Source organism: Streptomyces cylindrosporus (assembly GCF_022698165.1).
In the GTDB taxonomy this organism is placed as follows: domain Bacteria; phylum Actinomycetota; class Actinomycetes; order Streptomycetales; family Streptomycetaceae; genus Streptomyces; species Streptomyces cylindrosporus.
Genome location: NZ_JALDAY010000017.1, coordinates 122364 through 142914 on the forward strand (window position 1 = coordinate 122364; position 20551 = coordinate 142914).

At 70.7% G+C, this 20551-nt stretch carries 20 protein-coding genes; 12 read left to right on the forward strand and 8 right to left on the reverse strand.

The annotated features are described in order from the left end of the window. Positions 1 to 1293 carry an ABC transporter substrate-binding protein gene (locus tag MQP27_RS43940; RefSeq protein ID WP_242776285.1) on the reverse strand — a complete coding sequence of 431 codons (1293 nt, stop codon included), beginning with the start codon at positions 1291 to 1293 and terminating at the stop codon, positions 1 to 3. 182 nt (positions 1294 to 1475) lie between these two features. Between MQP27_RS43940 and MQP27_RS43945 the strand changes: the two genes are divergently transcribed. Further along, entirely contained in the window at positions 1476 to 2522 is a 1047-nt protein-coding gene (locus tag MQP27_RS43945; RefSeq protein WP_242776287.1) for a LacI family DNA-binding transcriptional regulator, read from the forward strand. Position 2523: 1 nt separating this feature from the next. Here the strand turns inward: MQP27_RS43945 and MQP27_RS43950 are convergent, their stop codons facing one another. Further along, positions 2524 to 3606, reverse strand: a complete 1083-nt coding sequence (locus MQP27_RS43950) for an aldo/keto reductase (RefSeq protein ID WP_242776289.1) — start codon at positions 3604 to 3606, stop codon at positions 2524 to 2526. A 159-nt stretch (positions 3607 to 3765) separates the two neighbouring features. Between MQP27_RS43950 and MQP27_RS43955 the strand changes: the two genes are divergently transcribed. The 7 genes from MQP27_RS43955 to MQP27_RS43985 all read left to right on the forward strand — a co-directional run bounded on the left by MQP27_RS43955 (position 3766) and on the right by MQP27_RS43985 (position 8823). Beyond that, positions 3766 to 4656: an AraC family transcriptional regulator gene (locus MQP27_RS43955; protein WP_242776291.1), complete on the forward strand. Its 891-nt coding sequence runs from the start codon at positions 3766 to 3768 to the stop codon at positions 4654 to 4656. Positions 4657 to 4666: 10 nt separating this feature from the next. Further along, positions 4667 to 5470 carry an SAM-dependent methyltransferase gene (locus MQP27_RS43960; protein WP_242776293.1) on the forward strand — a complete coding sequence of 268 codons (804 nt, stop codon included), beginning with the start codon at positions 4667 to 4669 and terminating at the stop codon, positions 5468 to 5470. 99 nt (positions 5471 to 5569) lie between these two features. Continuing rightward, positions 5570 to 5812, forward strand: a complete 243-nt coding sequence (locus tag MQP27_RS43965) for a DUF397 domain-containing protein (protein WP_242776295.1) — start codon at positions 5570 to 5572, stop codon at positions 5810 to 5812. A gap of 161 nt (positions 5813 to 5973) precedes the next feature. Beyond that, on the forward strand, positions 5974 to 6879 hold the full coding sequence (locus MQP27_RS43970; RefSeq protein WP_242776297.1) for a Sco1979 family transcriptional regulator: 906 nt from the start codon (positions 5974 to 5976) through the stop codon (positions 6877 to 6879). Between the two features lie 38 nt (positions 6880 to 6917). Further along, complete coding sequence (locus MQP27_RS43975) at positions 6918 to 7445, forward strand: MaoC family dehydratase (protein WP_242776299.1); 528 nt, start codon at positions 6918 to 6920, stop codon at positions 7443 to 7445. Between the two features lie 40 nt (positions 7446 to 7485). Continuing rightward, positions 7486 to 8085: a DedA family protein gene (locus tag MQP27_RS43980; protein WP_242776301.1), complete on the forward strand. Its 600-nt coding sequence runs from the start codon at positions 7486 to 7488 to the stop codon at positions 8083 to 8085. A gap of 96 nt (positions 8086 to 8181) precedes the next feature. Continuing rightward, positions 8182 to 8823, forward strand: coding sequence for a hypothetical protein (locus tag MQP27_RS43985; protein ID WP_242776303.1), 642 nt, complete (start codon positions 8182 to 8184; stop codon positions 8821 to 8823). A 60-nt stretch (positions 8824 to 8883) separates the two neighbouring features. Here MQP27_RS43985 and MQP27_RS43990 read toward each other — a convergent pair whose 3' ends face one another. From MQP27_RS43990 to MQP27_RS44000, 3 genes are read right to left on the reverse strand one after another with little or no spacing between them, the layout of a single operon-like run. After that, on the reverse strand, positions 8884 to 10437 hold the full coding sequence (locus tag MQP27_RS43990) for an alpha-L-fucosidase (protein ID WP_242776305.1): 1554 nt from the start codon (positions 10435 to 10437) through the stop codon (positions 8884 to 8886). An 18-nt stretch (positions 10438 to 10455) separates the two neighbouring features. Beyond that, positions 10456 to 12309 carry a glycoside hydrolase family 20 protein gene (locus tag MQP27_RS43995; protein ID WP_242776307.1) on the reverse strand — a complete coding sequence of 618 codons (1854 nt, stop codon included), beginning with the start codon at positions 12307 to 12309 and terminating at the stop codon, positions 10456 to 10458. Continuing rightward, positions 12302 to 14641 (reverse strand): alpha-L-fucosidase, encoded by a 2340-nt coding sequence (locus tag MQP27_RS44000; protein WP_242776495.1) that lies wholly within the window; start codon positions 14639 to 14641, stop codon positions 12302 to 12304. The genes MQP27_RS43995 and MQP27_RS44000 overlap by 8 nt, the downstream gene beginning before the upstream one ends. A gap of 278 nt (positions 14642 to 14919) precedes the next feature. Between MQP27_RS44000 and MQP27_RS44005 the strand changes: the two genes are divergently transcribed. Together MQP27_RS44005 and MQP27_RS44010 are read left to right on the forward strand one after the other, a co-directional pair. Continuing rightward, positions 14920 to 16275, forward strand: a complete 1356-nt coding sequence (locus tag MQP27_RS44005; protein ID WP_242776309.1) for an amidase — start codon at positions 14920 to 14922, stop codon at positions 16273 to 16275. Between the two features lie 47 nt (positions 16276 to 16322). Then, positions 16323 to 16970 (forward strand): LysE family translocator, encoded by a 648-nt coding sequence (locus tag MQP27_RS44010; protein WP_242776311.1) that lies wholly within the window; start codon positions 16323 to 16325, stop codon positions 16968 to 16970. 8 nt (positions 16971 to 16978) lie between these two features. On the opposite strand, the gene MQP27_RS44015 is transcribed toward MQP27_RS44010, so the two are convergent. The 3 genes from MQP27_RS44015 to MQP27_RS44025 form a co-directional block, all read right to left on the reverse strand. After that, a complete protein-coding gene (locus tag MQP27_RS44015; protein ID WP_242776497.1) occupies positions 16979 to 17749 on the reverse strand; it encodes a hypothetical protein in 771 nt (256 codons plus the stop codon). Positions 17750 to 17830: 81 nt separating this feature from the next. Beyond that, positions 17831 to 18316 carry a GNAT family N-acetyltransferase gene (locus MQP27_RS44020; RefSeq protein ID WP_242776313.1) on the reverse strand — a complete coding sequence of 162 codons (486 nt, stop codon included), beginning with the start codon at positions 18314 to 18316 and terminating at the stop codon, positions 17831 to 17833. Positions 18317 to 18375: 59 nt separating this feature from the next. After that, positions 18376 to 18549, reverse strand: a complete 174-nt coding sequence (locus tag MQP27_RS44025) for a hypothetical protein (protein ID WP_242776315.1) — start codon at positions 18547 to 18549, stop codon at positions 18376 to 18378. Positions 18550 to 18923: 374 nt separating this feature from the next. Here MQP27_RS44025 and MQP27_RS44030 point away from each other — a divergent pair, with 374 nt between their 5' ends. Beyond that, positions 18924 to 20030, forward strand: coding sequence for an ABC transporter ATP-binding protein (locus MQP27_RS44030; protein WP_242776317.1), 1107 nt, complete (start codon positions 18924 to 18926; stop codon positions 20028 to 20030). Between the two features lie 122 nt (positions 20031 to 20152). Further along, complete coding sequence (locus MQP27_RS44035) at positions 20153 to 20548, forward strand: HD domain-containing protein (RefSeq protein WP_242776318.1); 396 nt, start codon at positions 20153 to 20155, stop codon at positions 20546 to 20548. The last annotated feature ends 3 nt before the right edge of the window (positions 20549 to 20551 follow it).

Genomic DNA, 20551 nt, shown 5'->3' on the forward strand with positions numbered 1-20551 from the left:
CTAACCCTGCTGCTGGAGCAGCGTGTCGCACTGCTTGACAGCGTTGTCGAGAGCCGCCTTGGGGCTCTCCTTGCCCTGCAGGGCCTTCGCCACCTCGTTGCGCAGCGCGGTCTTCATCTGCTCGCTGAACAGCACGGGCGTGTAATTGACCGCGTTCTTCAGGGACTTGGCGGCGGCGATCCGCACCCGGGTCTCGTCGGTGCCGTCCTCCTTGGTGAAGTACGGGTCGTCCAGCGAGCCGGCGGTGCTCGGGAAGATGGCGACCTTCTTCGCGAAGGACATCTGGTGCTCGGCGTCGGTGACGAAGTGCGCGAAGGCGACCGAGGCCGGGGTGTGCTTGGTCTTGGAGTTGACCATGACGCCCATCACGTACATGTTGACGTGGCCGGTGCTGGTGATCTGGTCGGTGATGCCGATGTTCTTGTACAGGTTCGGCGCCTGCTTCTTGAAGTTGTCCAGGTCGAGGGCGCTGCCGGGGTTCATGGCGACGGCCTCGGTGAGGAACTTCTTGCCGGAGGACTCGGGGGTGGCGGTGAGCGCCTGCGGGTCGAGGGCCTTGGCGTCGTACAACTCCTTGTACTTGGTGAGGAGTTTGACGCCCTTCGCGTCGTTGAAGGCGAAGGCGGTGCCCTCCTTGTTCATCAGCTCGACGCCGTAGCGGCCGAAGTCCTCGATGGTGGGCACGTTGGCGAGGGTGGCGACCTTGCCGTCGCTCTCCTTCGCCATCCGGAGGGCGTCGGCGAACAGGTCGTCGTACGTCTTCGGCGGCTGGTCGGGGTCGAGGCCGGCTTCCTTGAACAGGGACTTGTTGTAGAAGAGCGGCCCGGTGTTGAGGTACCAGGGGAAGGCGTACGTGCCGGTCATGCCCGGTATCCGGTGGCTCGCCCAGGCGCCGGCGAGGTACTCCTTCTTGTACTTCGCGGCGGCCTTGTCGAGGTCGAGCGCGAGGCCCGCCTTGGCGAGCGGGGCGACCAGGTCCGGGGAGACGTTGACGACGTCCGGGAGGGTACCGCCGGCGGCGTCGGCGCTGATCTTGTCGGCGTAGCCCTCGGCGGGCTGGTCGATCCACTTGACGTGGGTGTCCGGGTACTTCTTCTCGAACTCGGCGATGACGCCCTCGAAGTAGTCCTTGAAGTTGGCGCGCAGGTTCCAGGTCTGGAACGTGATGTCGCCCTCGACCTTGCCGGAGGCGTCGGTCGAGCCGCCCGAGTCGTCTCCCGAGCCGCAGGCGCTCAGCGGCAGCAGGACGGCACAGACGGCGGCGACGGCTAGGGCTCTGCGGAAAACGGACACGGCGAACCGGCCTCCTTTGCAGGGGAGTCGACCAACGAGGCAGACCCTGCACGCCGTTTCACAGGCCCGTCAATGGCTCTCGCAGAGCTAATTTCATTAGTGACTAATACGCTTTAGGTTGGCCGAACTTAAGCGCATTAGTGCACACTGGCCCGGAACAGCTCGGCAGAAATGGGAGACCCATGTCGGACAAGCGATCACCGGCCCGCCGGCCGACGATGAAGGACGTGGCCCGGCACGCCGGCGTCTCCCAGAGCGCGGTCTCCTTCGCGCTCAACGGCCGCCCGGGCGTGTCCGAGGAGACCCGCGACCGGGTGCGCCGGGCCGCCGAGCAGCTGGGCTGGCGGCCCAGCGCGGCGGCGCGGCAGCTGTCCGGCGAGGGCGCGGCGACCGTCGGCTTCGTGCTGGCCCGGCCCGCCGACACCCTCGGCGTGGACTCCTTCTTCCTCCAGCTCGTCTCCGGCATCCAGGAGGTGCTGGCGGAGCGTCATCTCGGCCTGCTCTTCCAGGTGGTGGAGGACGTCGACGACGAGTGCGCGGTCTACCGGCGCTGGTGGGCCGAGCACCGGGTCGACGGTGTCCTGGTCGTGGACCCGCGCACCGACGACCCGCGCCCCGACCTCCTCGACGAACTCGGCCTGCCCGCCGTGGTGATCGGCGGCGCGCCCGACGAGCGCCACCCCGGGCTGTCGACGGTGTGGGCGGACGACGCGGGCGCGATGGCCTCGGTGGTCGACGAGCTGTACGCGCTCGGCCACCGCCGGATCGTGCACATCGCCGGCCTGCCGGGCCTGGCCCACACCGAACGCCGTATCCGCACCCTGCGCGCCGAGGCCGGACGGCGGGGCCTCGCCGAGGTGGAGTCGGTGACCACCAACTACTCGGACGCGGAGAGCGCGGCGGTCACCCGCCGGGTCCTGGGGCGGTCCGCTCCCCCGACGGCCCTGATCTACGACAACGACGTGATGGCCGTGGCCGGTGTGGCCACCGCGGCCGAACTGGGCTTCTCCGTACCGGCCGACGTGTCCGTGCTGGCCTGGGAGGACTCGGCCCTGTGCCGCATGGTCAAGCCCTGGCTGTCCGCCCTGTCCCGGGACAGCGTGGAGTTCGGGCGTACGGCGGCCAGGGAGCTGACCGCGCTGGTGGACGGCGGGCCCGCGCGGACGGTACGGGTGCCGGTGCCGCGGGTGATCGTGCGGGACAGCACCGGGGTCGCGCGGCGGGGGTGACTCAGTAGCGTGCCGTGCTCTCCAGGAGCGGCGGATACACGAGGCTCGGCTCGCCGTCGACCGTGGCGCCCGCGTACTTGAGCATGGCGCCCACATTGCGGTTGAGGTCGTAGGGGAAGTTCAGCGTCGGCGCCGACACCTCGTCCAGCCTCGCCGTCTGCTCGGGGGTGAGCCGGACGTCGAGCCCCGCGAGGTTGGCCTCCAGGTGGTCCAGGGTGCGCGGGCCGATGATCGTGGAGCTGACGCCGGGACGATTCTGCACCCAGGCCAGCGCCACGGCCGCCGGGGTCGCACCGGCCTCCTCGGCGACGGCCGCGAGCGCCTCGATCACGGTGAACTGGGCGTCGGTGGGCTGCCCGAGGACGGCCGACCGCCTGGCGTCCGCGGGACCGGCCTGGCCCCGGCGGTACTTGCCCGACAGATAGCCGCTCTTCAGCGGGCTCCACGGCAGTACGCCCATCCCCGCGTCCTGGGCGAGCGGGACCAGCTCGCCCTCGATGGTGCGCTCCAGCAGGGAGTACTCCATCTGCAGCGCGGTCACCGGGGTCCAGCCGCGCAGCAGGGCGGTGGTGTGGGCCTTGGCGGTGAACCAGGCGGGCGTGTCGGAGAAGCCGACGTAACGGATCTTTCCCGCGGTCACGAGGTCGTCCAGGGTGCGCAAGGTCTCCTCGATCGGAGTGGCCCAGTCGTAGTTGTGCAGCCAGTACAGGTCGACGTAGTCGGTCCGCAGCCGCCGCAGGGAGTCCTCCAGCTGCCCGACGATCGCCTTGCGGCTCGCGCCGCCGCCGTTGGGGTCGCCGAGGTGGAGGTTGCCGTAGAACTTGGTGGCCAGGACCAGTCGGTCGCGCAGTCCGGGGCGGGCGGCGAGGAAGTCGCCGAGGATCGCCTCGGAGTGGCCGTTGGTGTAGAAGTTCGCGGTGTCGACGAAGTTGCCCCCGCGGTCGAGGTAGGCCTGGAGGATCTTCTCGGACTCCTCGACGGAGCAGCCGAAGCCGCCGTCCTCGCCGAAGTTCATCGCGCCGAGACAGAACGGGCTGACCTTGAGCCCGGACCGGCCGAGGCCGACGTAAGAGTCGAGTGTCATGAAATGCTCCTTCGGAGATGCGCCGGAAAGGTCACGCTTCGAGGAAAGCAGCCTGACCAGCGCAGCCGTTAGTGCGATCCCACCGGGCTCTTGCACGATCCTGTCGATTTCGCGCGGACGGCGATTGCGCGGAATTCGTCCGCGGTCTTCAATCGGAGGGTGTCCCTGGATGAACTGCGCACCCTGATCGCCCGGCACGCGGCGCGGCCCACCGCCGTCGACTGGCTGATGTTCTCCGCCCAGGAGCGCCCCACAGCGCCGCAGGCCGGGATCGCCGATCCCGTGGTGGCGCTCGTCGCGCAGGGCTCGAAGCGGCTCGTCCTCGGGGACCGGGTCTACGACTACGGAGCCGGCCGGTATCTGGTCGTGCCGCTCGGGCTGCCGGTCACCGGGCATGTCACGCAGGCGAGTGCCGAGCGGCCGATGCTCGGGGCGGGGATCGCGCTGCGGCCGGCCGCGATCGCCTCGCTGCTGCTGGAGACGGGCTCGGGGCGCGGCGGCAGGGGCACGGTGTCCGGGCTGACGGTGAGCGACGCGCCCGGCGAGCTGATCGACGCCTTCGTGCGCCTGATCCGGCTGCTCGAAGCGCCCGCCGACCTGCCGGTGCTCGCGCCGATGATCGAGCGGGAGATCCTCTGGCGGCTGATCAACGGTCAACAGGGCGACCTGGTACGGCAGATCGGGCTGGCCGACAGCCGGCTCACCCAGATCGGCCACGCCCTGCGCTGGATCCGCGACCACTACGCCCAGGCGCTGCGCGTCGAGGACCTCGCCCGGATGTCCGGGATGAGCCTGTCCCCGTTCCACCGGCACTTCCGGGCGCTGACCACGATGACGCCGATCCAGTACCAGAAGCAGATCCGGCTCCAGGAGGCCCGGCTGCTGCTGATGAGCAGCACCGAGGACGTCTCGGCCGTCGGGTTCGCGGTCGGCTACGACAGCGCCTCCCAGTTCAGCCGTGAGTACCGCCGCCACTTCGGGCTGCCGCCGGGCCAGGACGCGCTGCGCCTGCGCGCCGAACGGCCGGACACCGCACAGCACTTCATGTGACGCTTTCCCCATGACTTCCGAAGACCCGCTGGCCGACCGGCTGCAGCTGGACCAGCCCCACTCCGCGCGCGTGTGGAACTTCCTGCTCGGCGGCAAGGACAACTACGCCGCCGACCGCCAGGCCGGCGAGATGATCCTCCAGATGTTCCCGGACATCGCCCTGCTCGCCCGGCTCCAACGGCGCTTCCTCGTCCGGGCCGTGCGCTATCTGGCCGCCGACGCGGGGATCCGCCAGTTCCTCGACATCGGCACCGGCCTGCCCACCGTCGACAACACCCACGAGGTGGCCCAGCGGGTCGCGCCCGAGAGCCGGATCGTGTACGTCGACAACGACCCGCTGGTGCTGGTGCACGCCGAGGCGCTGCTCACCAGCACACCGGAGGGCACCTGCGACTATCTGGACGCCGACGTGCGCGACCCGGAGCGGATTCTCGAAGCGGCCGCGCGGACACTGGACTTCGGCAAGCCCGTGGCGCTCACCATGCTCGGCATCCTGGGCCAGATCCCGGACTCCGACGACCCCTGGGCCCTGGTGGCGCGCTACCTCGAAGGGCTGCCGCCGGGCAGCTACCTCGCGCTGGCCGACGGCACCGACACCAACGAGGCGCTCAACCAGGCCATCGCGGTGTACAACGCCAACTCCGCCAGCTCGTACCACCTGCGCTCACCCGACCGGATCGGGGCCTACTTCGACGGCCTCGAACTCGTCGAACCCGGCATCGTCCCCACCTCGCAGTGGCACCCCGAGCCCGTCGACGTCGGCCGCTCCCCCTCCGACGTGGACGCGATCTGCGGGATCGGCCGCAAGGACTGAAAAACGCAATTACCGCTGCAATTGCAGACGATCTTGGTAGTGTCGTTCTCGTAGCAACTGCAGTGTCTGTCATGCGAGTTGATCCCGAAGAGGCCTCAGATGCAGCACGTGCGCAACGGCATGCCGGCGACGGAGCTGACCGGAGTGGACTGGCGCAAGAGCCACCACAGCAACCCCGAGGGCAACTGCGTCGAGCTGGCCGCACTCCCGGACGGCAGCGTCGCCGTGCGCAACTCCCGTCACCCCGAAGGTCCGGCACTCGTCTACACCGGCGCCGAGATCTCCGCCTTCGTCCGCGGTGTGAAGGACGGCGACTTCGACGGCCTACTCCCCGGCCGCTGAGGTCAGGCACACCCGCGGACCGCCCGAGGGCGTCGGCCTGTGGCCGTCGCCCTCCGGCATTTTCACACCCCGCGGCCGTACGACTCCGCGGTGCTACTCTCCTGTCAAGTCCCGACATCATTCAACGGGAGCCGGTGCGGCGGCGGTCCGAGGGGATGACCATGACGGCAGTTCGACCCGAACACGCTTCCCCTGCCCCCGAGTTCGTCGGCCTCGGGCACGGCGGGCCCACGGTGCAGCGCATCATGCTCGGCACGAGGCTGCGCCGGCTGCGCGAGTCCCTCGACATCAGCCGCGAGGCGGCCGCCGCCTCGATACGCGCCTCGGACGCCAAGCTCTGCCGCATGGAGCTGGGCCGCGTCGGCTTCAAGGTCCGTGACGTGGCCGACCTGCTGACGCTGTACGGCGTCCAGGACCCGGACGTACGACAGGAGTTGCTGGACTCGGTACGGCGGGCCAACGCACCCGGCTGGTGGCGGGCGTACGGGGACGCCTTCCCGAGCTGGTTCGAGCAGCATCTGGGCCTGGAGGAGGCCGCCTCCCTCATCCGTACCTACGAAGTCCAGTTCGTCCCGGGCCTGTTGCAGACCCCCGCCTACGCCGAGGCGGTCATCCGGCTCGGCCACGGCGTCACCACGGCGGAGGCGGTCCAGCGCCGGGTCGAGCTGCGGATGACCCGGCAGGCGCTGCTGTCCCGGCCCGACTCGCCGAAGCTGTGGGTCGTGGTGGACGAGGCGGCCCTGCGCCGCCCGCTCGGCGGCGCCGAGGTGATGCGCGAGCAGCTGAAGCGTCTTGTCGAGGCGGCGGCCCTGCCGAACGTCACCCTCCAGGTACTGCCCTTCCACGTCGGCGGGCACGCGGCGGCCGGCGGCCCGATCACCGTGCTGCGCTTCCCGGTGCCCGACCTGCCGGACATCGTCTACCTGGAGCAGCTCTCCAGCGCGCTCTACCTGGACAAGCCGGAGGAGGTCGACCACTACCTCGCGGTCATGGACCGCCTGAGCCTGGTGGCGCTGTCGGCCGCGGACTCCGTGCCCTTCCTGGAACAGGTCCTCGCCGAGACCTGAGCCGTCGGCGGGGGCGCCCGGCGGCTATCGTGCCGCGAATGGGAACAGTGACCACCACGCTGAGCGAGTCGGACTTCGCGGTCCCCGTCGAGGACCGCTGGTTCGAGGACTACGTACCGGGCTCGGTCTACGAGTACGGCAGCGTCACGATGACCGAGGAGGACATCCTCCGCTTCGCCGGCGAGTTCGATCCGCAGAGCATCCACACCGATCCGCGGGCGGCACGGCAGGGTCCGTTCGGCGGCCTGATCGCCAGCGGCTGGCACACCTGCGGCGTGATGATGCGGATGTACGCCGACCACTACGTCAGTCGCTGCGCGAGCCTCGCCTCCCCCGGCGTCGACGAACTGCGCTGGGTACGGCCGGTGCGGCCCGGTGACAGCCTGTCGCTGCGGACCACCGTCCGCGAGGCGCGCCCCTCCCGCTCCAAGCCCGACCGCGGAGTCGTCCACACTGGGATCGAGGTTCTCGACCAGCACGGCCGGCCGGTCCTGACCATGACCGCGATCAACATCCTGCTGCGCCGCCCGGCCAAGGACGAGGACGAGGGCACGGCTTCGCGCTAGCGGGGTACCCGTCGGAGGCCTGCCGGAAGGGAGTCCGCGGATGAGCGCCCTCACCCACTGGCTCTCCGAGTTGTCGGGGCCCGTGGTGTACGTCGTGGTCGCGGCCCTGGTCTTCGCCGAGGACGCGTTCTTCTTCGGGTTCGTCCTGCCCGGCGAGACCGCGGTGATCGTCGGCGGGGTGCTGGCCCGCCAGGGCGTCGTCGACCCGGTCTGGCTGTCGGTCGCCGTCGTCCTCGCGGCGATCGCCGGGGACGGCGTGGGCTACGAGATCGGCCGGCGCCTGGAGCCACGGCTCATCGGCGACCGCCGGCGCGCCCACCGGGTGGAGAAGGCGCGCGACCTCGTCCGGCGGCGCGGTCCGGCCGCCGTGTTCGTGGGGCGTTTCATCGCCTTCCTCCGCTCCTTCGTCCCGGCGATGGCGGGCGCCTCGGAGATGCCGTACCGCCGCTTCCTGCTCTACAACGCGCTCGGCGGGCTGCTGTGGGGTGTCGGCAACGTCGTCCTCGGCTATGCGGCGGGCGCCGCCTACGAACGCGCCGAGAGCCTCGTCGGCCGCACCCTCGCGCTGGTCGCGGCCCTGCTGGTGATCGTGGCCCTCGTCGTCTGGCGCATTCGCCGGCACCGTGAGCGCAATTCGTGACGGCATTCGCGGCCGCATTCCGGTGGAGTTGCCGGTGCCCGGGTTGCGTGAAAACCTGAAGGGAGTTATCCGGATTCACCGGATCGGAGGTCTCCCATGCGCCTCGGTCCATTCACCGGCATTGCGGCCGTCATTCTGATCGTGGTCTCCTTCGCACTGGGCGGTTCGACACCGGACATCGGGGATCCCGGCCCCAGGGTCAAGCTGTACTACCACCAGCACGACACCCGGCTCGCCGTCGCCCTCTACCTGCTGATCCTGGCCGGCGCGCTCCTGGTGTTCTTCGCGGGCAGCCTCCGGCACAGCCTCGCCGAGGTGGACTTCCATGGCTGGCTGCCCCAAGTCGCCTTCGCCGGGGGCATCCTGTCGGCCGTCGGGTTCTGGACCGCCTCCAGCCTGTCCCTCGCGCTGGTCGACGCCTCCGACAAACGCCAGGTCGGCGGCGAGGCGTTCAACGCGATGAATGCCATCAGCGAGGACTTCTTCATTCCCTTCGTCGCCGGAATCGGCATCATGCTGATCGCGGCCGGCCTGGGCACGGCCCGCTCCGGAATTCCGTTGCCGGGCTGGCTGGGCTGGGCCGGAATCGTCGTCGGTGTGGCCGTCTTCATTCCGTGGGTGGGATTCTTCGCCTTCATGGTCGCCGGGCTGTGGATCATCGCGGCCGCCCTGTTCCTGGCCCGCGGACCCGCCGCCGCGACACCGCGGAGCCGGCAGGAACAGGCCCAACCGGTCTGACCGGAAGGGGCGGTCACCAGATCGCCGACGCCCTGGTGACCGCCCCGCTTCGGGCCCCCGTCAGCCCGCGGACCGGAACAGCGCGAACTCTTCGATGTGTACGGCGGCCCGCGCCGCCGTCACCCGCAGCCGCCACCTGCGCGACCGTACCGGACTGTCGAGCAGCAGGATGCGGCTCGCGCCCATCGTGCCCGCCGCCGCGACCCGGCTCCAGGCACCGCCCACGAAGGCCTCCACCACGAAGCCCTCGACCTGCTGTCCGTACCGGATGTCCTCGGCGAGCCGGACGCGGTCCACCTCACGGACCGCGCCCAGGTCGACGGTCCGGGTGCCGGCCGCCTCGGTGACCCGGGCGCCGCGGGCCAGGTCGGCGGGCAGCTCGCGCTCGATCCGCTCCCGGAACTCGCGCAGCCGGGTGACGTCGGTGGCGTGCAGCAAGCCGTCCGTGTCCGGCGGCACGTTCAGCAGCAGCACCGAGTTCCGGCCGACCGAGCCGAAGTAGATCTCCGTCAACTGGTCGACAGACTTGGGCAGTTGGTCCGCATGATAGAACCAGCCGTCCCGGATCGACACATCGCACTCGGCCGGCCACCACTGGAGGTAGTCGGTCTTCGGCTGGGCGGCGACGAGCGCGCTGCGACTGCCCTCGTCCGGGGTGTCGTACGACAGCGCCCAGTCCGTACGGCCGTACTGGTTCTCCTTGACCGGCAGGACGCTCCACTCGTTCTCCCGCGCCGTGCCGCCCTCGTTGCCGACCCAGCGGACGTCCGGGCCGGTGACGGCGATCGCCGCGTCCGGGGCGAGGGAGCGGACGAGCGTGTACCAGCTGTCCCAGTCGTACTGCTCCACCTTGTCCGGCGGGATGTGGCCCTGGGCGCCGTCGAACCACACCTCGTCGACGGGCCCGTACTCGGTGAGCACCTCGTACAGCGTGTTGAGCATGTGCGCGCCGTAGTCGGTGGCGTCCAGCGTGTGGAAGCGGTCCGGGCTGCGGTCGTCGCCGTCCACCAGGGTGGGGACGGTGTGCGGGACGCGGGCGCTGCCGTTGGCGTACACGCCGTGCAGGTACTGGTTCTCGTCGGCGGGCGAGATGTACACGCCGACCTTGATGCCGTGGCCGCGCATGGAGTCGGCGAAGGAGCGCAGGACGTCGCCGTGGCCGCCGCGCCAACTGCTGGACGCCACCGAGTGATTGGTGTATCGGGACGGGTAGAGGACGAAGCCGTCGTGGTGCTTGACGGTGAGGATGGCGAGCCTGAAGCCGCCGTCGAGCAGGGCCCGAGCCCACTGGTCGGTGTCGAGGCCGGTGGGCTGGAAGACGTTCGGGTCCTCGTCGCCGGTGCCCCATTCGAGGCCGGTGAAGGTGTTCACCCCGAAGTGCAGGAAGGCTGTTCGCCCGAGCCGCTGCCAGGCGATCTGCCGTGCGGTGGGCCGGACCTGGGAGGCCTTGCGGACGAGTTCTTCGGGGGTGTCGTCGGGGCTCACGGGGATCAGGGAGCGGTCGTCGGCCGGGTGAGGGGCTCCGGATGCGGCCGCGGCCGGGAAGCCGGTCGAGGCGAGGGCGGAGACCGTCGCGGCGGCCGAGGCGACGAAGAGGCGTCTGGACAGTGCCATGGCGTGTGCTTCCTCGGGTCAGTGGGCGGTCAGCTGCCACACGGCGGGGGTGTGCTGGTCCGGCGGGTACTGCACGAGCCGGCCGTCGTCGGTCACGTCCACCGCCATCTGCGTGATGGCGTTGACGAGGCGGTAGCCACCCGCGACCGGCTCCAACTGCCAGCGCTGCAAGGTGTTCGAGGTGTCGCAGGCCGCCCGGTCGAGTTCGACGCCGGGCTGCAGCGGCACGTTGAGCGTGAGCCTGCCGCCGGTCACCTCCAGACAGCCCTCGGACGTCTTGAGGGCCGCGTATCCGTCGGCCGTGCGGCTCACCTCGGCGTCGAAGGAGACACCACCGGCCTGGAAGGTGTACGCCCCCTGGGCCACCGGGAGTTGCGCGAGGTCCCGCCAACCGGGCGCATGCCCGACGGTCGTGCCGCGCGCGGTGAACTCGGCGTAGGTCGCGTCCGGATGCGGGTCGCCCCAGGTCGCCTGGGCGATGTGCCGCAGGGCGGGCCAGAGTCCGACGGCGACCTCGTTCTCGGTCTCGCCGCGGCCGTTGTCCGGCCAGAGGCTGATCTTCGCTCCGGTGATGCCCTTGCTGGAGGCGACCTTCTCACCGTCGAAGCTCCGCGGGTCCCAGCTCTGGTCGTACAGCGACCCGGTGTCGGAGTGGAAGCCGCCGCGGATGAGGTAGAGCGAGTAGGCGGCGTTCATCAACGGGTAGCCCTGGGCGATGAGCCGGCTCGGCTTCACGGCCACGTCCAGCCAGTGCTCGACGGTCGTACCGGCCGCCACCGGCACGGTGTTGGCGCCGGTCAGCCCGTCGTTCCAGATGCGCAGCCTCTTGCCCTTGCCCGCCGCGTAGGCCTGCACGCGGTTGATGAAGTCGACGTACGCGTCCTGCGGGGTGGCGTTCGAACCGTACTTCTCCCGGGCGTACTGGAGCATCTGCGGGTACTTGGAGTAGTCCGAGCCGAGCATGTACTCGTCGGCGCCCATGTGCCAGGACTTCGCGGTGAAGACCTGCGCGTACTCGTCCATCAGGCTGGTGTAGTAGTCGAACGCCGCCTGCCGGGTGACGTCGAGCCGTGCCGTCTGCTTGTTGCCGTCGGAGTCGGTCAGCTGCAGATCGGGGCGGTTCTCGATCCAGGGGTCCATGTGGCCAGGGGAGTTGATCTCCGGGATGATCTCGACGTGGTACCTGGCGCCGAGCGCGACGAGCCGCCGTATCTCGTCCTTGGTGTAGTAGCCCCAGGTGTTCGCCTCGGGGTGGGTGTCGCTCTTCACCTTCAGCTCGACGAGCAGCTGGTTGAGCTTGTCATACGCCATCTCCCGGACGAGGTTCTCCAGCCAGGGCAGCGTGATGTGGATGTAGCAGGCGCACACCCCGACGCCCCGCTCCTTGTAGCGCGGCACGTCGACCGTGCGCCCGGCGGGGACGCGGTCGCCCCGCGCGAGGAGTTGCAGGACGGTGCGGGTGCCGTAGAAGGCGCCGGTCTCGGTGGCACCGGTCACTGACAGCCGCCTGCCGGAGTCGAGTCGGTAGCCCTCGGCGCCCAGGGAGCCGCGGGAGGCCTGTACGTCGATCACGATGTCGCCGTTGCGGGCCGGACCGCCGACAACCGGCACGATCCCGTGCCCCGCGGCCCGCAGATCCCCGGCGAGCGTGTCGGCGACCCGCCGTTCGGCAGGGCTGTCTGCGACGAGCCGGGTGCTCTTGCCGTAGACGTAACTCCCCTGCTCCGCAGTCCAGTTGGCCAGCGCGGGCACCGTCACCGGCACCACCGCATCCCGCTGCTCCTGCGCGACCGCCCGCACCGGCGCCACCAGCAGCGTCAGCGCCGCCGTGACGCCGAGCAGCCTCAGGAGTCTCCTTCTCGGCTCACCCATGCCACTCCACCTTGAACACCCACACGTGCTGTCCCGTCTTCCGGGCCGTCTCGGGTACGTCGATCACCAGGGCTCCCTTGCCGACCGTCCAGGTCAGCGGCCGGTCGTGGCCGAGCAGGGTCACCTTGTCGCCGGCCCGGACCGGCACCGGCGCCTCGACGGTGACCTTGGCCCCCGGCCTGCTCAGGGAGTGGATGTAGAAGGCCTCGCCGGGGCGGACCGTGAACCGCAGGTCCTCGCCGAGCTGGGCCATGCGCGACCAGTAGGTGGTGTCGTAGATCGCCTCGCCGTTGACCTCGAGCCAGGCGCCCACCTCGCGCAGCCGGGTCTGCATGACCTGTGCGATGGTGCCGTCGGCGCGCGGGCCGATGTCGAGCAGGAAGTTGCCGTTCTTGGAGACGATGTCGACGAGGCTGTGCACGACCTCGTCGGCCGTCATGTAGGCGTCGTCCGGGGTCGCGGCGTTGTAGCCGTAGCTGAAGGGATCGAGCCCCCGGCTGGACTCCCACTTCGCGACGACCGTGTTCTCGTACGTCGTGTACTCGGGCGTCGTGAAGTCGTGGAAGGCGATGCCCGCACGGTTGTTGACCGTCACGTCCACCGGGCGGGCCCGGTTCTTGGCGTGGTTGAAGTACTCGGCGAGGACATGGAGGCTGTCGTTCACGCCGCCGATGTCGCACCAGATGATCTCGGGGTCGTAGCCGTGGACCAGTTCGAGCATCTGCGGGGCCTGATAGTCCCTCACATAGTCCTTGCCCGCGGTGTATCCGGTGTACGGGACCGGCTCCAGGGTGTAGGGATTGCGCGGGGCGTGGCCCATCCAGGGGTTGTCGGGGTTGAACCACTCGGGCATCGAGAAGTAGAGCCCGCGGTGGAGTTCGGGCGCGTACCGCCGGGAGGCGTCGAACAGCTCCCTGACCAGGTCCCGCTTCGGTCCGAGCCGCACGGCGTTGCGGTCGGAGACCTTGGTGTCCCACAGCGCGAAGCCCTCGTGGTGCTTGGACGTCAGCACGTGGTACTGGGCGCCCGCGTCCCGGAACAGCTCCACCCACGCCCGCGGGTCGAACTTCTCAGCGGTGAAGCGCGGGATGAAGTCGTCGTACGCGAAGTCCGCGCCGTAGGTGTCCCGGTGGTGGGCGTATGTGGGGTTGCTCGGGTCCTGCATCTGGTCCCAGTACCACTCGGCGTACTGCGTGCCGACGGGCGCCCAGGCGGGTACGGAGTACACGCCCCAGTGGATGAAGATGCCGAACTTGGCGCCCTGGAACCAGTAGGGCGCCTGGTGACCGGCCAACGAGGCCTCGGTGGGCCGGTAGTCGGCGGTGCCGAGGGTCAACGTGCGCTTGCTGGAGGTCACTTGGGAGCCTCGGCCGACCACGGAGACCGAACCGTCCTGCGCCGTGCCGGGTGCCGTGCCCGCGCGGTTGCGGATGCCGACGCGGACGCGGGCCTGCTCGCCGGGGTCGAGGCGGCGGACGCGCGCGGGCTCGACCGTGCGGGCGCCGGGGACGTCGACGCGTACGGACACCTCGTCGGCGGCGAGGATCACGACGGTGCCCGCGTTGACGACGGTCGCCTCGACGCTCTGGGCGCCGCTGCCTTCGAGGAGGGAGCTCGTGGAGTGGGCGTCGCGCAGGGCCAACGCCCGTCCCTGGGCCACGGGTTGGAGGGTGAGCGCGAAGACGTGCAGCGAGGTCTTCCCGGCCTCGGCCGGGTCGGTGACCGGCAGGGTCACGGCGACGGCTTCGCGCTGCGGGTCGGTCCACACCTCCGCGGTGCCGATCCCGACGCTGTGCTCGTCCTTGGTGCCGTCCGGCCGGTAGCGGTACGGAGCCGACAGCGACCCGCCCGCCGAGTACCAGTCGGCGCCGCCGAGGCCGGCGGTGGTGGTCGTACCGTCGGCGTAGTGGACGGTGGCCGTGCCGGAGGCGTCGCCGTAACTCCCGGCGGTGAGGAACACGGCCGACAGATAGCGCCCCTGGGGCAGGTCGATGCGTTGGCCGAGCGCGACAACGTTGTTCTTCGCGCCGGCCGTCGAGGCCGGGAAGAGGAAGGGGACGCCGTCGACCTCGACGCGGCCGGCGGGGAGTTCCTCGCCCGGGAACGTGTAGCCGGAGCCGTCGAAGTCGCCGCCCCGGGCGTCGGCGGTGTCGATGCCGTCGTTGTCGTACAGGCCGTCGAGCGGGACGGGAAGCGGGTCGGGGACGGGGACCCAGGGGGACACCGGCCGTTCGGCGGCGCGCGCCGGGTGTGCCGTGGCGAGGGGAAGGGCGGCCGCGGCGGCGACTCCCGCCGCGGCACCCAGTACCTGACGTCTTGGATACGGACTCATGCTCATGAGCGGCTCCCAATTCATCGGAGGTTTGATGATTGAGCGAGCCCAGAGGCCTGTCAATGGGGCGCGATCGGACGGGAGTTGAGCGAGTGATCGGATGACCTGCGGGTCAGGGCGCCGTGGCCGACTTGCACCCCTCGAAAAGTCCAACAACAGCCGTCCGAATGTCCAAGAGCGGATGCTCTCGACGTGGGGCGCGCGCCGGGGCAGAGTGCTGCCCGTAGTGACGTCGTACCGACGAGTAAGCCTTCGTTCCGCACCCCCGAGGAGCGCCCGTGACCAGCTGGGTCGGCCGGACCGCCGCCGAGATCGCCACCGCCGTACAGGAGAAGCGGGTCACGCCGCGGGAGGTGGTGGCCGAGCACCTCGACCGGATCGGGCGGCTCGACGGACGGGTCGGGGCGTTCCGGGTGGTGCGTGCGCAGGCGGCCCTCGCGGAGGCGGACGAGGTGGGCTCGCGCGGTGATCTGGCGGAACTGCCGCTGGCCGGTGTGCCGGTGGCGGTCAAGGACAACCTCGCGGTGCGCGGCGAGTCCACCCGGGTCGGCTCGGCGGCGACGCCGGACACGCCCGCCGCCGAGGACCATGTCACGGTGGCCCGGCTGCGGGCCGCGGGCGCGGTGGTCGTGGGGCTGACGAACGTGCCCGAGCTGTGTGTCTTCGGCACCACCGAGGGCGTGCACGGAAACGCCCGCAACCCGTGGGACCTGTCCCGCACGGCGGGCGGCTCCTCCGGCGGCAGCGGGGCCGCGGTGGCCGCCGGGATGGTGCCGGTCGCGCTCGGCAACGACGGGATGGGCTCGCTGCGCATCCCCGCCGCCAACTGCGGTCTGGTCACCATCAAGCCGGGGCACGGAGTGGTGCCCGCGGGCATCGGCGACGGGGACTGGTTCGGCATGTCGGAGAACGGGCCGCTCGCGACGACGGTCGAGGACGTCCGGCTGCTGCTGTCGGTCCTCGCCGACGAGGAGCCCGAGGCGCTGCGGCCCGCCGAGCCCGGCATGCGCCGGATCGCCGTCTCGGTGCGCAGCCCCCTGCTCGGCGTCACCATCAGCAGGCCGTACGCCACCGCGGCGCGCGACGCCGCCGGCGTCCTGATCAAGGCCGGCCACCAGGTCCGCCGGGCCGACCCGCCCTACCCGGCCTCGCTGAGCACGACCTCCCTCATGCACTGGACGGCGGGCACGGCCGTCGACGCCCAGGGCCTGGACCCGCGACTTCTGACCAGGCGCACCCGGGTGCACGCGGCCGTCGGCCGCCGCTTCGTGAACAGCGTGCGCACCGGCGACAGCAGGGACCGGCTGCGCAGCCGTATGGAGGAGTTCTTCTCCTCGTACGACGTCCTGCTCACGCCCGCGCTCGCGCGCCGCTCCCCCGCGTCGGTGGACTGGCACGAGCGGGGCTGGCTGCGCAACATCCTGATCAACACGAACTACTCGCCGCTGACCCCGCCCTGGAACCTCACCGGCTGGCCCGCGATGGCCGTCCCCTTCGGCAGCCTGCCCTCCGGCGCCCCGACCGCCGTACAGCTGGTGGGGCGGCCCGGTTCGGAGGGGATGCTGCTGGAGCTGGCGGGGCAGCTGGAGAAGCTGCATCCGTGGCGGCGGACGGCTCCGCTGGAGGAAGGCTGACAGCCGCGGGAAAATTGGGCTGAAGCCCTGCCCGTCCCCGTGCTGTCATGGACCGCATGATGTCCACCGACCGACTGCTCGCCTTCGCGGCGCTGTCCTTCCTGCTGATCGTGATACCCGGCCCGAGTGTGCTGTTCGTGATCGGCCGGGCGCTCGCGCAGGGCCGCCGGGCCGCGCTGCTGACCGTGGTCGGCAACACCCTCGGCGCCTATCTGCTGGTGGTGGCCGTGGCGGTCGGGATCGGGTCCGTGGTGGAGCGGTCGGTCCTCGTCTACACGGTGCTCAAGCTGGCCGGCGCCGCCTATCTGGTGTACCTCGGCGTCCGGGCCTGGCGTGAACGCGGCTCGCTGCGGGCCGTGTTCACGGGTGACGCGGTGGCGCACAGCCCGCTGCGCACCTTCTGGGAGGGGTTCGCGGTCGGCGTCTCCAACCCCAAGACCATCGTGTTCTTCGCGGCCGTTCTGCCCCAGTTCGTCGACCGGGACCACGGCCACGTCACGCTGCAGATGCTGCTGCTCGGCCTCGTCTTCAACGCGATCGCGATCGCCTCGGACAGCGTGTGGGGCCTGGCCGCGTCCACGGCCCGCGACTGGTTCGCCCGCTCCCCGCGCCGCCTGTCGCTGGTCGGCGGCATCGGCGGCCTGACCATGATCGGCCTGGGCGTGACGGTGGCGGCGACGGGGCGCAAGGACTAGGGCCTGTCCTATGCGGTTCCGGTCGGGGTGCCGTCGAGGGTGTCCGGTGTGCGCAGCAGGCGGAGGAAGGCCTTCACGCCGGTGATGATCTCCTGGTTGTCGGTGAGGCGGTTCACCGTGGACTCGAACTCCCTGCCCAGCGCGGCGATCCTGCGGTCCGCGTCCTCGGCCCGCTCGTAGGTGCTCATGGTCAGCGCGTCCACCGTGCGGCGCAGCTCGGCGAGGGCGCGGTACTGCTCCTCCGCCTTCTCCTCCAGGACCCGCGTGCCGGACTCGGCGCGGTCCAGCCGGGAGCGCAGCTCGACGACGTCGTCGCGTGGGTGGGTGACGTCCTTGAGGAGGGTGCCAAGGCGGCCCCGGAGCTGGCTGAAGTAGGCGCCGGCCGGCCGGAAGAAGGTGCTCAGCAGGAAGAAGGCGGCGAACCAGTATCCCGTGAACCCGCCCGTCGCCCAGGTGACCGCGACCACGAGCGCCGCCGTCAGGACATGGCCCGCGACCGCCACCCGGAGCATCGTGCGGGCGATGCGCGCGGCCTCGGCGTCCCGGGCCGCCGGCACCTCGATGCCCTTCTCCCGGCTCACCGCGATCTCGGCGAGCACGGCATGCGCCCGGAAGTACAGGTTCCACGGCAGCGTGAGCAGGAACAGCAGCCACAGCAGGCTCAGCACACCCGCGGCGACGGCGAACACCACCGCGGTCGGCGCCCCTGCCGCGTACGCGAGGACCAGCGCCGCGGCCGCCGCACCGACTGCCGCCACCGCGGCCAGAAACCTGCCCATGCCCCCGCCCCCGTCCCCCGTCGGTACGTCGACACGCTCCAGCGTCCCGCGCCGGGCGCGGGCCGGCATGAGTAGGCGTACTCAGTCCAGCGAGCGGTACATCACGTGCAGCCCCACCAGCCCGTGCCGCGGGTGCTCGAAGGCGTCGGGGACGGTGCCCAGGATCGTGAACCCCAGGGACAGCCACAGCTTCAGCGCCGGGTTGGTCTCCACGACCGCGTTGAACACCATTCCGCGGTAGCCGTCGGCCCGGGCGGCGGACAGGACGTGTTCGGCGAGGGCCCGGCCGATGCCGCGCCCGGCGTGGTCCGGATCGACCATGAAGCCCGCGTTGGCGACGCGGGCGGCGGGTCCGCCGTAGTTGGGGGTGACGAAGGCGGAGGCGACGAGCGTGCCGGTCTCGTCCTCGACGACGTACACGCGCTTGGCCGGGCCCATCCACAGGGACCGGGCCGCCTCCTCGGAGGTGTCCCGGTCCCAGGCGTAGGTCTCACCGGCGGCGACGATGCGGTGCCAGAAAGGCCAGATCCGCGGCCAGTCCTCGGCCGCGGCTTCTCTGATCTGCATGGGCGTGAGTCTGGCACGCCCATGCGGTCGGCGATCGCGAATATCCCGCGGGGCCGGTGTCAGTCGACGCTGGGCAGGATGTGGGGCTCGGCGAGGTCGTCCTCGTAACCCGCCAGGCGGATCGGGGCCGCGTGGGCCCACACTTCCAGGCTGCCGAGTTCGTCCGACCGTCGGCCGGCGCGCTCCGTGCGTTCCTTGGGGCGCTGTTCGCGATTCGTCTTCTCCGGTGTCACCGCGCACTCCTTATGTGTCGGGTCACCCTCGGGGCGTGCCGGCCACTCTGCGGTCCGGCGCCTGACGCTCCCTCGGGTATCAGTCGAAAGCAGTTCGGACGCGGTGGCGCCGGTAACTCCTGCAGAGCAGACGGTTGTCGACCGGCCTGCCCCGGGACGGACGTGGGTGTGGGTGGGACCCGGTGGTGCTGTCCGTCCGCTCCAGATTAACCAAATGAGCGGTCCCCCGCTCTATGGGGCTGAAAACTCGGGGTTACTGTCTTAAGTCGCCCCGTTTCATCCCTGTCTCCTGTCACTCGTTCGGGCTAGAGGCGTGCCGAACGGCAACAGCCGTTCCACTCTGGGTTCGAGGACCCGTCCGGGAGGGGGCTGTCATGGCGTCCGTCACCTTCGAGAAGGTCACCCGGCGCTTCGCGTCGGGCGGCCGGCCGGCCGTCGACTCGCTCGACCTCGACATCGAGGACGGCGAGTTCATGGTGCTGCTCGGACCTTCCGGCTGCGGAAAGTCCACCTGCCTTCGTCTGCTCGCCGGACTCGAGGACGTCGACTCGGGGTCGATCCACATCGGCGTCCGGGACGTCACCCATCTTCCGCCGCGGGAGCGGGACGTGGCGATGGTGTTCCAGAACTACGCGCTGTACCCGCATTTGTCGGCTGCCGACAACATCGGCTTCGCGCTGAGGATCGCCCGCATGCCCCGGAAACGGGCCCGGCAGCGCGTGCAGTTCGCCGCCTCCGTGCTGGACATGGAGGACTATCTGGGGCGCAGGCCCAGGTCGCTGTCGGGTGGCGAGCAGCAGCGGGTGGCGACCGGGCGGGCGCTGGTGCGGGATCCCCGGGCCTATCTGATGGACGAGCCGTTGTCGAACCTCGACGCCCGGCTGCGGGTGGAGACCCGCGCGCAGATCGTGCGGATGCAGCACCACCTCGGCATCACCACCGTGTACGTCACCCACGACCAGACCGAGGCGATGTCCATGGGAGACCGGCTCGCCGTGCTCAAGGACGGCGTGCTGCAGCAGGTGGGCCGACCGCGGGAGGTCTTCGCCCGCCCGGCCAACACCTTCGTGGGCGGCTTCATCGGCTCGCCCGCGATGAACCTGTTCCGGCTGCCGCTGTCCGCCGAGGGCGTCCGCCTCGGCACCCTGGACGTCCCGCTGCCCCGGGGCGTCCTGCGGGCGGCTACCGCCGAGCGCTCCGCGCGTATCGTGGTCGGTGTCCGCCCGGAACAGTTCGAGGTGCTGCCGCCGCAGGACCGCACGACACCCGCGCTCGATCTGGTGGTCGAGGCGGTCGAGGACACCGGAGCCGTCGTGTACGTCCACGCGAGCGCGCGGTCCGGCGAGGGTCTCGGCGACATCGTGGTCCGCCTCCCCGGCCGCCCCACCCACACCCAGGGAGCACCCCTGCGCGTCGCACTCCGCCCCGACGACATGCACTGCTTCTCGGCGGTGACGGGCCTGCGTCTCGAACATCCCTGACGCCACGGCGATCACGCACCGCACCGAAGTGGCCACGCAGTTCAGGTCCCGTTGGCCGAATCGAAAGCCGGCCATGATCTGCTGGCGGACGGCAACGGCTTGTCCGGCGGGAGGACTGACGCATGGAGCTGCGCAGTGTCGAAGAGCTGATGGATCTGCTGTACGCCTGCCGGCATCAGCATGCGCTGCGCACCGCCGCGCTGCTGCGGCGAAGTCGCCCCGCCGACAAGGAGCTCCAGGTGGCGGGCCTGGTGCACGACATCGGGCAGGTGATCTCCCCCGGCGACGAGTCCCGCCGGGCGGAGTGCGCCGCCGAGGCCGTACGGCCGCTGCTCGGCGAGCGCGTCTACCGCCTCGTACGCCGGGACGGCTCGGCCGCCGAGGACGACCTGCTGCGTCTCAGGCTGGCGGACGAGGAGAGCCTGGCCGCCGGCTTCGACGCCGGGGTCCTGGAGGACTGGCGCACGGTCCTGGAACTCGTCGCCGCCCGGAACTCCCGTCTCGGGGCTGTCGACTGACGG